At 39.5% G+C, this 12,503-nt stretch carries 14 protein-coding genes; 13 read left to right on the forward strand and 1 reads right to left on the reverse strand.

Going from position 1 to position 12,503, the window contains the following annotated elements; genetic code table 11:
• Both tmk and F968_RS04400 read left to right on the forward strand, forming a co-directional pair.
• Positions 1–600 carry a dTMP kinase gene (gene tmk, locus F968_RS04395; protein WP_004790720.1) on the forward strand — a complete coding sequence of 200 codons (600 nt, stop codon included), beginning with the start codon at positions 1–3 and terminating at the stop codon, positions 598–600.
• A gap of 137 nt (positions 601–737) precedes the next feature.
• On the forward strand, positions 738–1,154 hold the full coding sequence (locus tag F968_RS04400) for a PaaI family thioesterase (RefSeq protein WP_004790722.1): 417 nt from the start codon (positions 738–740) through the stop codon (positions 1,152–1,154).
• Positions 1,155–1,210: 56 nt separating this feature from the next.
• Here the strand turns inward: F968_RS04400 and nadB are convergent, their stop codons facing one another.
• Positions 1,211–2,854, reverse strand: coding sequence for an L-aspartate oxidase (gene nadB / locus F968_RS04405; RefSeq protein WP_034596149.1), 1,644 nt, complete (start codon positions 2,852–2,854; stop codon positions 1,211–1,213).
• Between the two features lie 230 nt (positions 2,855–3,084).
• Between nadB and F968_RS04410 the strand changes: the two genes are divergently transcribed.
• The 11 genes from F968_RS04410 to F968_RS04460 all read left to right on the forward strand — a co-directional run bounded on the left by F968_RS04410 (position 3,085) and on the right by F968_RS04460 (position 12,364).
• A complete protein-coding gene (locus F968_RS04410) occupies positions 3,085–4,461 on the forward strand; it encodes a Do family serine endopeptidase (RefSeq protein WP_004790726.1) in 1,377 nt (458 codons plus the stop codon).
• A 124-nt stretch (positions 4,462–4,585) separates the two neighbouring features.
• Positions 4,586–5,038, forward strand: coding sequence for an acyl-CoA thioesterase (locus F968_RS04415; RefSeq protein ID WP_004790729.1), 453 nt, complete (start codon positions 4,586–4,588; stop codon positions 5,036–5,038).
• 174 nt (positions 5,039–5,212) lie between these two features.
• A complete protein-coding gene (lepA, locus tag F968_RS04420; RefSeq protein ID WP_004790731.1) occupies positions 5,213–7,030 on the forward strand; it encodes a translation elongation factor 4 in 1,818 nt (605 codons plus the stop codon).
• A gap of 75 nt (positions 7,031–7,105) precedes the next feature.
• Complete coding sequence (gene lepB / locus F968_RS04425) at positions 7,106–7,933, forward strand: signal peptidase I (protein ID WP_004790734.1); 828 nt, start codon at positions 7,106–7,108, stop codon at positions 7,931–7,933.
• A 24-nt stretch (positions 7,934–7,957) separates the two neighbouring features.
• Positions 7,958–8,332 (forward strand): DUF4845 domain-containing protein, encoded by a 375-nt coding sequence (locus F968_RS04430; protein WP_004790739.1) that lies wholly within the window; start codon positions 7,958–7,960, stop codon positions 8,330–8,332.
• The gene (gene rnc, locus F968_RS04435) at positions 8,304–8,996 is read left to right on the forward strand and encodes a ribonuclease III (RefSeq protein WP_004790741.1); all 693 of its coding nucleotides are present in this window, start codon (positions 8,304–8,306) and stop codon (positions 8,994–8,996) included. Before F968_RS04430 ends, rnc begins: the two co-directional genes overlap by 29 nt.
• An 11-nt stretch (positions 8,997–9,007) precedes the next feature.
• Entirely contained in the window at positions 9,008–10,030 is a 1,023-nt protein-coding gene (era, locus tag F968_RS04440) for a GTPase Era (RefSeq protein ID WP_081399272.1), read from the forward strand.
• 17 nt (positions 10,031–10,047) lie between these two features.
• Positions 10,048–10,251: an NF038104 family lipoprotein gene (locus tag F968_RS04445; RefSeq protein WP_004790744.1), complete on the forward strand. Its 204-nt coding sequence runs from the start codon at positions 10,048–10,050 to the stop codon at positions 10,249–10,251.
• Between the two features lie 9 nt (positions 10,252–10,260).
• Positions 10,261–10,974 carry a DNA repair protein RecO gene (gene recO / locus F968_RS04450; protein ID WP_004790746.1) on the forward strand — a complete coding sequence of 238 codons (714 nt, stop codon included), beginning with the start codon at positions 10,261–10,263 and terminating at the stop codon, positions 10,972–10,974.
• A 13-nt stretch (positions 10,975–10,987) separates the two neighbouring features.
• Complete coding sequence (pdxJ, locus tag F968_RS04455) at positions 10,988–11,713, forward strand: pyridoxine 5'-phosphate synthase (protein WP_004790748.1); 726 nt, start codon at positions 10,988–10,990, stop codon at positions 11,711–11,713.
• A 6-nt stretch (positions 11,714–11,719) separates the two neighbouring features.
• The gene (locus F968_RS04460) at positions 11,720–12,364 is read left to right on the forward strand and encodes a MiaE family protein (protein ID WP_004790750.1); all 645 of its coding nucleotides are present in this window, start codon (positions 11,720–11,722) and stop codon (positions 12,362–12,364) included.
• Positions 12,365–12,503: the final 139 nt, after the last annotated feature.

The raw sequence follows: 12,503 nt of genomic DNA on the forward strand, positions 1-12,503 counted from the left end.
ATGTTTATTAGCTTTGAAGGCACGGAAGGGGTAGGTAAAACTACACTCATTCGAAAAATTCATCAGTATTTTGAACAACAAGGCAAACAAGTTGTTTTAACTCGAGAGCCGGGTGGGACGCCGCTAGCTGAACAAATTCGTTCAATGCTTTTAGCAGTGAATCATGATGAAAACATGAGTCATGATACTGAACTATTGCTTATTTATGCGGCACGTGCTCAACATTTACAACAAGTTATTTTGCCGGCTCTAGATGCTAACAAAATTGTATTAAGTGATCGTTTTACTGATGCAAGTTTTGCTTATCAATGTTCTGGTCGTGGTTTAAGCCAAGATAAATTACAGCTTTTAAATCAGAATTTTGTTTCGCGCATGCCTGAGGTGACTTTCTGGTTAGATGCACCGATTGAACTTGGTATGAACCGTGCCCGTGAACGTGGAGCATTAGACCGTTTTGAACAAGAAAAGTTAAGCTTCTTTACTAAGGTTCGTGAAGGCTATGAAACCTTGTGGAAAGCTGAACCAGAACGTATTAAGCGAATAGATGCAACCCAAAGTCCTGATCAGGTGTTCGAACAGGCATTGCAATATTTAGGATAAGCAATTGAATGAGCCACTCTTATAAAAATGGGAGTGGTTAAAAATGACGTTAATTCTGATTTAAAACGTCATAGAAAAGATCTGTTATTTTCTTATGCTATCTTACATATGATTTTATAGATTGAAGAATAACAAGGATGAAAAGTTCAAAAGAAGAAATCGTGGCATTTCTTGAAAAGGAATTTCCACCCAGTCTTGAACATTGCACGATTGAATCAGTCACGCCTAAAGCTGCTGTCGTTTATTATCATGTCGATCAAAGACATCAACGGCCTGGTGGTACCATATCTGGCCCAACCATGATGACTTTGGCTGATTTTGCTTTATATATTGCAATATTAGGTGAAATCGGCATTGTTGGTTTAGCTGTAACGACCAATTTTAATATTAATTTTCTAAGAAAACCTGCGGGTGATCAAGACTTGCGCAGTGAGTGTAAGCTTATGAAAGTTGGAAAGAGCTTAGTGGTAGGTGAGGTGTGGATTTATTCAATTGGGTTAGAGGAACCCGTTGCACATGTGACTGCGACTTATTCAATCCCACCTAAATCATAAATATTAAACCAAATAAAAAGCACAGTCTGAACTGTGCTTTTCCGTAGAAGAACAGCTTAAATATCAGTATTAACTAAGGGCTGTTCTACTGCAAAATTTGGCGGTGTTAGAACTGTTTTACGAATCTCACTCGAAGTTTCCGGGTAATCGAGTGTGTAATGTAGACCACGTGATTCTTTGCGTTGCATAGCACAGCGCACAATCATTTCAGATACTAAAACAAGGTTACGCAGCTCAATTAGGTTTTTGCTAACACGGTAGTCTTGATAATATTCAGTGATTTCACGCTTTAACATTTCAATACGGTGCAAAGCACGCTCTAAACGTTTTGTAGTTCTTACAATACCAACGTAGTTCCACATGGTCGAACGTAACTCATCCCAGTTTTGTAAAATCACCACATCTTCATCAGGGTTGGTTACTTGTGAGTCATCCCAAGTGGGTACTTCAGGTAATTTGAAGTTTTCATCAAATTTATTCTCGATATCTTTGGCTGCACTCATGCCGTAAACGAAGCACTCAAGTAATGAGTTACTTGCCATACGGTTTGCACCATGTAAACCGGTATAAGACGTTTCACCAATCGCATATAGACCTTCAATATCCGTCTGGCTATTTGAGTCAACCACGACACCACCACATGTATAGTGAGCTGCTGGCACCACTGGAATCATATCTTTAGTAATATCGATGCCTAACTCAAGCAATCTTGCATAAAGTGTAGGGAAGTGCTCTTTAATAAACTCAGGTGATTTATGTGTAATGTCCAACCACACATGACGAATACCGAGGCGTTTAATTTCATGGTCAATGGTACGCGCTACAATATCGCGAGGAGCCAGTTCTGCACGATCGTCAAAACGTAGCATAAAACGCTCGCCATCAGGTAAGCGCAAATAAGCACCTTCACCGCGCATGGCTTCAGTAATTAAAAATGAGCGAGCTTGAGGGTGATACAGACAAGTTGGGTGGAACTGATTAAATTCCATATTGGCTACACGGCAACCTGCACGGAAGGCCATTGCAATACCATCACCTGTAGCAATATCTGGATTAGATGTGTACAGATAAGCTTTCATCGCACCGCCGCAAGCCAGTGCGGTAAATGGTGCAAGGAATGTATGAACTTTTTCTGTATTTTCATCTAAGGCATATAAACCAATAGCGCGATTCGCTTGATCGGTATGACCTAATTTATGCGAGCTAATTAAATCAATCGCAATGTAGTTTTCAAAAATAGTAATATTTTTACGTTCTTTGGCACGCTCAACCAAGGTGGTTGAAATAGCTTTACCGGTTGCATCAGCCGAATGGATAATACGACGTTGTGAATGACCGCCTTCGCGTGTTAAATGAAGTTGTTCATCTTCATCTAAAGTAAATTGCACGCCTTGCTTTAAAAGAAAATCAACAGAAGGACGACCGCCTTCTACGGTATGTTGTACCGCATCCATTTCACATAAATGAGCACCTGCAATCATAGTGTCATTAATGTGCTGTTGAATAGAGTCAGTCTCATCAAGAACAGCAGCAACACCACCTTGAGCATAGAAGGTACTTGCTTCGGTTAAAGCAGCTTTGGCTAAAACTGCAATATTAAAATGATTTGGTAACGATAAAGCCAGACTTAAACCAGCACCGCCGCTGCCCACAATAATCACGTCAAAGTGGTGAATTGTCTGTAAATTAGGCATGTCCATTCGCAACAATCTAAAACGTCCGCTAATGACACCCCTTTTTATCTAAAAAGGCAAGAGCTTAAGCGCTCTAACTCAGAGAAAAATTGCAATTGGCTTAAAAAGTTGCAATGCGTAAAATAATGATTGTAAGGATGTCTTACAAATAAACATATTGTTACGCACAACCCCAAAGCGTTGTGATACAACAGTTTTATTCTTATTCTCGTAGACCAATTGTGGGTGAGCACCGAATGAAAACTCGCTATTTACAACAAGGAATGTATGCAGCGGTATTTACAGTTGCTGCTGTTCAGGCAAATGCTGCTGTTGATTTTTCGAACCTCGTTGAACAAGTTAGTCCAGCAGTGGTGAGTGTAAACGTCGTAAAAAAAATGACTCAGGATGAACTGTTGCAGCAGCAAGTCCCTGAAATTTTGAAACGTTTCTTTGGAAATCAGGTCATCATTCCACAGCAACAGGGTCCACAAGAAAAAACCGCATACGGTAGTGCATTCTTTATTAGTAAAGATGGTTACCTACTCACCAACCACCATGTGATTGAAAATGCCTCACGCATTAGTATTACTTTGAATGACCGCCGTGAAATTGATGCAACTGTGGTTGGGAGTGATGAACGTACAGATGTTGCATTGTTAAAAGTGACTGGAAATAGTTATCCAGCTTTACGCGTAGGAAATGTTGACCGCTTACGAGTAGGAGAGCCAGTTTTAGCAATTGGTTCACCTTTTGGTTTTGACTACTCTGCGTCGGCAGGTATTGTGAGTGCTAAATCACGAAATATGAGTGGTGAAACTTCGGTACCATTTATTCAAACTGACGTTGCGCTAAACCCAGGTAACTCTGGTGGTCCATTATTTAACCAAAATGGTGAAGTAGTCGGGGTAAACTCTCGAATATTTAGTGGTACTGGCGGCTATATGGGCTTGTCTTTTTCTATTCCGATTGACGTAGCGATGGATGTAGCCGAACAGCTTAAAACTAAAGGTAAGGTAACACGCTCTTATCTTGGTGTGATGATGCAAGACATTGACCGAAACCTTGCTGATGCTTACAAGTTACCAAAACCTGAAGGTGCCCTAATTACTCAAATTTCTCCGAACTCGCCTGCACAAAAAGCAGGGCTTAGAGCTGGTGACGTGATTTTGAAATATAACGGTAATCCAGTATCGCGCACGAGTGAATTACTCTACGCATTAAACAAAGTACAGCCGAATCAAACTGTTCAGTTTGAAGTATTACGTGATGACAAAACCCGTAATATTTCAGCAACTTTAACGACTGCTCCAGATGAAACGCCTGCCACAGGTGCGCAAAGTGCAGTATCTAAAGGCCCTGTTTTAGGAATGAGCATTCGTGATTTAGCTGAACCAGAAAAAAGTGCTTTAAGTGTAAAAGGTGGTATCTATGTACAAGATGTTCGCCGTGGTGGCTTAGCATCATTGTCAAATATCATTCCGGGTGATGTGATTGTTCAAGTCAACAATAACCAGATTTTAAATAGTCAGGATTTTGCAAAAGTCGTTTCTAACTTGCAAAAGAATACGGTAGCGCGTGTTGCAATTATTCGTCAGGGACAACGTGCAATGCTTGGTTTACGTATTCAGTAAATTTAAAAAAGAAACAATGAACCACCCTAAACATGGGTGGTTTTTTGTTATTTATCTTGAGCGTATAGTGATATCTACCTACACTTATTTCAGTTTAAAAGTTAATAAATAAGAGTGAATATTTGTGAGTAGTATTTTTGATTTACATATTCAGGTGCAGCCACATCATATTGATGCGTTAGGACATGTGAATAATGTGATGTATGTACAGTGGATGCAAGATGTAGCTGCTGCTCATGTTGAGACCTTAGGAGTCGGGGTAACTAAATATCTCGAACTAAAACATGCAATGGTCGCGGTTGAGCATCATGTGCAATATCGTAAAGCTGCATTTGAAGGCGAACAAATTGTATTACGCACATGGTTAGATGATATCAATGCTCTTTATTCGTTCCGCCAATATGTATTTTTCCGTCCATCAGATCAGGCCGTATTATTTGTTGGAAATACAAAATGGGCATGTATTGAAATTGCTACAGGACGTCCAAAGCGAATGTCACCAACTTTTACCCATGCATACAAGCCGCTTGATTCAAGCATAAACCCATATGATTTTACTATTTCTTATGCCCAATAACCTGAAACAATAGGCTCACTGTGATTGTCATTTTTAAAACATAAGTACAAAGCTCATGATTATTTTGGATACTTTAAAATATCCATCTGTTATAATCTCACGCAATTTATTTAACTGCTTTGGCTGTGTATTAAAACAAGCTACATAGCACTCTATATTTTCTCAAGGTAACCCATGGCGCAAGCTAAAAAATCCGTCGATATCAAAAATATACGAAATTTCTCGATTATTGCCCACATTGACCATGGTAAGTCTACATTGGCTGACCGTTTTATTCAGATGTGTGGTGGTCTACAAGATCGTGAAATGCAAGCTCAAGTCTTGGACTCAATGGAGCTTGAGCGCGAACGTGGGATTACCATTAAAGCCGCTTCAGTCACGCTATATTATACTCACCCTAATGGTCAGGAATATCAACTTAACTTTATTGATACTCCTGGACACGTAGACTTCTCGTATGAAGTTTCTCGTTCATTAGCTGCATGTGAAGGTGCACTATTGGTTGTAGATGCTGCACAAGGTGTAGAAGCACAATCAGTTGCAAACTGTTATACCGCGATTGAACAAGGTCTCGAAGTTCTTCCTATTTTAAATAAAATTGATTTACCGCAGGCTGAACCTGAACGTGTAATTCATGAAATTGAAGAAATTATCGGGATTGAAGCAACTGATGCACCAACCTGTTCAGCAAAAACTGGTTTGGGTGTTGAAGGTGTTTTAGAGCGTTTAGTCGATGTTATTCCGGCACCAGAAGGTGATCGTGAAGCACCTTTACAAGCATTAATTATCGACTCATGGTTTGATAACTACCTAGGTGTAGTTTCTCTTGTACGTATTAAACAAGGTCGTATCCGTAAGGGCGACAAAATGTTGGTTAAATCGACAGGTCAAACTCATCCGGTAACTTCAGTGGGTGTATTTAATCCGAAGCATACGGAAACAGATATCCTTGAAGCTGGTGAAGTAGGTTTTGTAATTGCGGGTATTAAAGATATTTTTGGTGCGCCAGTAGGTGACACGATTACGCTTGCATCTACCCCTGATGTTACGATTTTACCGGGTTTCAAAAAAGTTAAACCACAGGTTTATGCTGGTCTTTTCCCGATTGATGCGAGTGATTTTGAGCCATTCCGTGAAGCGCTACAAAAATTGCAGATTAACGACTCGGCTTTATTCTTTGAACCAGAAAGTTCTGATGCATTAGGTTTTGGTTTCCGTTGTGGGTTCTTAGGGATGCTACACATGGAGATTGTACAAGAGCGTTTAGAGCGTGAGTACGATCTTGATCTCATCAGTTCTGCGCCTACCGTAATTTATGAAGCATTAACCAAGAAGGGCGAAACGATTTATATCGACAGTCCATCAAAAATGCCAGACGGATCTACTGTAGAAGATTTGCGTGAACCAATTGCTGAATGTCATATCCTTGTTCCGCAAGAGTACTTAGGGAATGTAATGACCCTTTGTATTGAACGTCGTGGTGTACAAAAAGATATGAAATTCTTGGGTAACCAAGTTTCTATTACTTTTGAAATCCCGATGGCTGAAGTCGTTATGGATTTCTTTGACAGATTAAAGTCATGCTCTCGTGGCTTTGCATCTTTAGACTATAACTTTGTACGTTTTGAAAGTTCAGCTTTAGTTAAGGTTGATGTGTTAATTAATAGCGAAAAGGTTGATGCCTTGGCTATGATTTGTCACCGTAATGATGCACGCCATCGTGGTATTGCATTGGTTGAGAAAATGAAAGACTTAATTCCTCGCCAAATGTTCGATGTTGCTATTCAGGCAGCAATCGGTGCGCAAATTATTGCCCGTTCTACTGTAAAAGCGATGCGTAAAAACGTATTGGCAAAATGTTATGGTGGTGACGTTTCGCGTAAGAAAAAACTACTTTCTAAACAAAAAGAAGGTAAGAAACGTATGAAACAAGTGGGAAGCGTTGAAATTCCACAAGAAGCGTTCTTGGCTGTATTGAAAGTAGAAAGATAAGAAATGAGGGTGGGGGAAGTGAACAATTTCTTTTCCCCACTGTAATACAAGCAGCTAGGCTGCGAGTGAGGTCGTGTGGATTTTGATTTTAATTTAATTCTTGTTCCAGTTACGCTGATTCTATTTGCAGTGTGGTTGTTAGATAAACTTGTATTCAAACAGCGTGCAAATAAAGGGCGCGGGAACGAAAATTTTGTTATTACATGGGCTTATGACTTTTGGCCAGTTTTAGCTGTAGTACTTGTACTTCGTTCATTCCTTTACGAACCATTTAATATTCCATCAGATTCTATGGTACCTACTTTAGAAACTGGTGATTTTATTCTGGTGAATAAATTTGATTATGGTGTGCGTTTACCTATCGTTAATAAGAAAATTATTGATGTGGGAGAACCAAAGCGTGGTGATGTGATTGTATTCCGTTATCCACCTCAACCTACCATTAGTTATATTAAACGTGTAATCGGTTTGCCAGGCGATCATCTTGTTTATGATCATGGACAATTGATTATTAACGGACAAAAAGTACCGAAAGTATTAACACAGTTTAGCCGTGAAAAAGATGTATTAGATACACCAACGTCTATTTATCATAAAGAGACGATTGGTACGCACACCTTTACAATGCGTGAACTTGAAGGCGTAAATGTGGCGCGTCAAGCACCGTTTATCAACTATGTTGAAAATGGTAAATATGCAAACCAAGACGGTTTATATTGGGAAGTGACTGTTCCAAAAGGACATTACTTTGCAATGGGGGATAACCGTGATCAAAGTGCAGATAGTCGTTTTTGGGGCTTTGTTCCTGAAGAAAATTTAACAGGACGAGCATTCTATGTCTGGATGCATAAAGAACCGGGTTTACATCTTCCTAACTTTGGCCGAAATGGAAAAATAGATTAAAAACAACCATTAGGAAAAAAAGAAATGCGTAAGGCACAGCAAGGTACTTCGTATTTAGCAATTTTATTTGGGGTGGTTATATTTGCGGTTGCAGTAAAAGCTGTACTTGCAGTTTGGCCAGCATATTGGGATGATCGATTGATTAACAATCAAATAGAAGAGCTTTTACAAGAAAGCTCTTCTGACATCACCCCGCAGAAGTTTATGACACAAATGGATCAGCGACTGGAAATGAACAATATTCGTGATCTTCATTTTAAAGAGATTGCGCAAGTGTTTAATGAGTCTGGTCTGAAAGTCACAAAGAAATATGAGGTAAGAAAACCCTTCTTATCAAATATTGATTTAGTTTTAACATTTGAGAAGAGTTTTGATAAAACATCAGTTCAAACTAAGTGATCCTCGCTTATTGAGTCGAATCGGATATCAATTCAAGCAGCTTGAATTGTTACAGTTAGCTTTGACTCATCGTTCGGTGAGTCATAAATACAATTACGAGCGCTTGGAGTTTTTAGGCGATTCATTATTGGGCATGATTATTGCCAATTATCTATATCATGCCTATCCAAATGAAAACGAAGGTCGTCTAACGCGTATGCGGGCGACTTTAGTACGTCAGGAAGCGTTAGGTAAGATTGCAACCGATTTGCAACTTAGTCGGTGTTTAATATTAAGTACGGGTGAATTGAAATCTGGTGGTCATCATCGTGAGTCAATATTGGCTGATACGGTAGAAGCCATTATTGGTGCAATTTATATTGATAGTGGTGATCTCAACTTACTTACAGATATTGTGCTAAAATGGTATGTACCGTATTTAGACCATATTGAGCCTACGGATCAACTAAAAGACCCTAAATCACGTTTACAAGAGTATCTACAAGCACGTAAAAAACCTCTCCCTGTTTACGAGGTTGTAGATATTCAGGGTGATGCACCTCACCAGCACTTTAAAGTTGAATGTTTGATAGATGGCTTATCAAAGATTCATGGTGAGGGTTCAAGTCGTCGCTTTGCCGAGCAGGCAGCAGCGGCGGAAATTTTAAAGTTATTGGAGCAATAACCTGCATGTCGATGCATTCTGATCAAATCAATCCAGATTCAAATGAGAACCAAGATCCTAATAATCTGATTGATCAATTTTTTAGTTCCAAAGGCGTAACAATTCCTTCGGATTTTAAGAGCGGATTTGTGGCGATTGTGGGACGTCCAAATGTGGGTAAATCTACCCTCATGAACCATTTATTAGGTCAAAAGCTTTCTATTACTTCGCGTAAACCTCAAACAACACGTCATAAAATTATTGGTATTGATTCGCGTGAAAAAATGCAGGCGGTATATGTAGATACCCCGGGTATGCATAAAAAAGAAGTGCGCGCTATTAATAAAATGATGAACCGTGCAGCTCATTCTGCATTGCGCGACGTCAATTTGGTCTTATTTGTTATTGATGCTTATAAGTGGACGCAAAATGACGACTTAGTACTTGAAAAACTCAAGAATGCTGAAATGCCAGTTATTTTGGTGATTAACAAAGCTGATACTTTTGAAGATAAAAGAGATATTCTTCCTTTGATTCAGGAGCGCGCTAAGCTTATGAATTTTGCCGAGATCGTTCCTGTATCTGCATTACGCGGAGCAAATCTGGAACACTTGAGCGAAACGATTGAGAAGTATCTTCCTTACCAAGCGCCTTTGTATTCATTTGATCAGATTACTGACCGTTCTGAACGCTTTTTAGCTAGCGAAATTATTCGTGAAAAAATCATGCGCCAGTTAGGTGAAGAATTACCTTATGATTTAACAGTACAAATTGAATCTTTCAAAACGGAAGAAGAGACTGTTAATGAAAAAACTGGTCGTTTAAAGCCAGCTTGTACTTATATTGATGCAACGATTTTTGTAGATCGTGCAGGCCAAAAAGCGATTGTAATTGGTGAAAAAGGTGCCAAGCTTAAAACAATCGGTATGGATGCTCGTAAAGACATGGAAAAAATGTTTGAGCAAAAGATCATGCTTACTTTGTGGGTTAAAGTTAAAGGTGGCTGGTCTGATGATGAGCGTGCTTTAAAAAGCTTAGGGTATAGTGATATCTAAAGGATAAGGATGCTGGTATGAAAACAATTACATCATTGGTCGCTATAATTGGATGTACATTGATGTTACAAGGTTGTGTATATAAGCTTGTAACCGTACCAGTAGGTATCGCCTATAAAACTACAAAAGGTGTTGTTAAAGGTACAGCAGCTGTTGTAGGGGCGGTAATTCCTGACGGTGATGATGAGGATGACAAAAAAGAAAAAGAATCTGAGGAATAGTTTCTTTTTATGATGCGCAATGAAGTCCTCCATGGATATATGATTCATCACCGTAAGTACCGTGAAAAAAGTCATATTGTGCATCTTTTTACTCAGGAGTACGGGCGAGTCGATGGTATTTTAAGGCAGACTCCGCCCCCTCAATATCAGCCTATCCGCTTGCAAGCCACGGGTAAAAGTGAGCTGAAAAACTTTACAAAGCTTGAAATCTTAAATCAGCCTGTTTTCTTTTTTGGTGATGCTTTTTTTGCCGGATTTTATTTAAATGAAGTTGTTCTTAGACTTTGTCCCTTAGAAGAGACAATGCCACAAACGTTTGAGCAATATCAGTTAACGTTACTTCAATTACAACAATTATCTTCCCACGAAAATCCTGACCTTTTTCTTCGGCAGATTTTGCGCCAGTTCGAGCATATTTTACTTCCTGAACTTGGATACGCACTTGATTTCTCAGTCGATACCCAACAACAGCCGATTCAGGTTCATCAGTTTTATCAATTTCAAGTGACAGAAGGTTTCTCTCCTGTTGTGCAGGCGAGCCGTTCTTCCTTGTCAGGGAAAGCGATTTTGTCTATGTTGGATTATGAGCAAGGGCAGGATTTTTCTCTCGAACAATTGCAATTATTAGGTAAACTATACCGTCAAATGATTACATCGCTTTTAGGTGATCGTCCCCTAAAAAGTCGACAATTGTGGATTCAAAACACTCAAACTCAATCGTAATTAGGATTTATTTATGGCTGCATTGCTTGGTGTAAACATAGACCATGTTGCTACTTTGAGACAGGCGCGCGGTACTACTTACCCAGATCCTGTAGAAGCTGCTCTTATTTGTGAACAAGCGGGTGCAGAGGGCATTACTTTGCATTTACGTGAAGACCGTCGCCATATTCAAGATGATGACGTACGCCGCATGCGTCCATTATTAAAAACACGTATGAATCTTGAGTTAGCTGTTACTGATGAAATGGTCGAGTTTGCGAAAGAAATTCAGCCACAGCATGTTTGTTTTGTTCCTGAAAGACGCCAAGAAGTAACTACCGAAGGTGGTTTAGACGTAGTAGGTAACTTTGAAAAAGTTAAAGCTGCAACTCAGACTTTAGCTGCTATTGGCTGCGACGTATCATTATTTATTGATGCGGATTTAGCTCAAATTGATGCAGCAGTTGCATGCGGTGCACCTACGATTGAGTTACATACGGGTGCATATGCAGATGCGGCAACAGAGCAAGATCAACAGGCTGAGCTGGCGCGTATTATCAAAGGTGTTGAATATGCAGCTTCAAAAGGTTTAGTTGTAAACGCTGGTCATGGCCTTAACCTTAAAAATATTGCTCCAATTGCTGCTATCTCACAAATTCACGAGTTAAACATTGGACACTCAATTATTGCAGATAGTGTTTTTGTGGGGCTGGTTCAAGCTGTTAAAGATATGAAAGCAGCAATTCAGGTGGCAGGTTAATTGGTTATGTCGAGTATCAATTACGATGAATTAATGCAACCTGTCTTGGCTTTTTTAGGCTGCCAAACACCAAAAGCATGGTTAGATGAGGCAATCAATAATCTAGATATTTTGATGCAAGATCATGCTAATTGTGAAAAAAAAGCAGCTAGTACAGCAATGAACTTAATGTTTCGTTATAGCTTTTTCCCTGATTTGCAAGTAAAGCTTGCACAGCTGGTACGAGAAGAAATGCTTCATTATGAACAAGTGCTTGAGCTTATGGCCAAGCGTGGTCAGAAATGGGATGGCTTAAGTGCAGGGCGCTATGCTGGTGGGCTCCGTAAAGAGATTCGGACTTATGAGCCAGAGGCTTTAATTGATGTACTTGTGGTAGGTGCTTTTGTTGAGGCGCGCTCATGCGAACGCTTTCATGCTCTTGCCCCACGTGTAGATGATGAGTTAGGACGTTATTATCGCTATTTGCTTAAGTCGGAGTCTCGTCATTTTGAAGACTACTTAGCACTTGCACTTGATGTTGCAAAAACTGCAAAAATGAAAAATCCTAAAGAGGATATTCAGCAGCGCATTGATCATATTCGTGAAGTTGAAAAGAATCTGATTTTAACGCCTGACGACACCTTCCGTTTTCACAGTGGCGTGCCTGCATAATATTAGAAGTTTTAATAAAAAAGTTTACCGTGAAAGGTAAACTTTTTTATTAAGTAAGCTTTATACCTTCGGTGGTAGGCGTGTTCTGCTTTTATTTTTTAAAGTAATAACGAATATTATGTAAATATAAAGATAGTTT

Source organism: Acinetobacter sp. NIPH 817 (assembly GCF_000368405.1).
Lineage (GTDB): Bacteria > Pseudomonadota > Gammaproteobacteria > Pseudomonadales > Moraxellaceae > Acinetobacter.

Bases quoted from the DNA above. Each gene is read 5' to 3' on its own strand.
- tmk (WP_004790720.1), top strand. From the start codon at position 1: ATGTTTATTAGCTTTGAAGGCACGGAAGGGGTAGGTAAAACTACACTC.
- F968_RS04400 (WP_004790722.1), top strand. From the start codon at position 738: ATGAAAAGTTCAAAAGAAGAAATCGTGGCATTTCTTGAAAAGGAATTT.
- nadB (WP_034596149.1), bottom strand. From the start codon at position 2,854: ATGGACATGCCTAATTTACAGACAATTCACCACTTTGACGTGATTATT.
- F968_RS04410 (WP_004790726.1), top strand. From the start codon at position 3,085: ATGAAAACTCGCTATTTACAACAAGGAATGTATGCAGCGGTATTTACA.
- lepA (WP_004790731.1), top strand. From the start codon at position 5,213: ATGGCGCAAGCTAAAAAATCCGTCGATATCAAAAATATACGAAATTTC.
- F968_RS04430 (WP_004790739.1), top strand. From the start codon at position 7,958: ATGCGTAAGGCACAGCAAGGTACTTCGTATTTAGCAATTTTATTTGGG.
- era (WP_081399272.1), top strand. From the start codon at position 9,008: ATGCATTCTGATCAAATCAATCCAGATTCAAATGAGAACCAAGATCCT.
- F968_RS04445 (WP_004790744.1), top strand. From the start codon at position 10,048: ATGAAAACAATTACATCATTGGTCGCTATAATTGGATGTACATTGATG.
- recO (WP_004790746.1), top strand. From the start codon at position 10,261: ATGATGCGCAATGAAGTCCTCCATGGATATATGATTCATCACCGTAAG.
- pdxJ (WP_004790748.1), top strand. From the start codon at position 10,988: ATGGCTGCATTGCTTGGTGTAAACATAGACCATGTTGCTACTTTGAGA.
- F968_RS04460 (WP_004790750.1), top strand. From the start codon at position 11,720: ATGTCGAGTATCAATTACGATGAATTAATGCAACCTGTCTTGGCTTTT.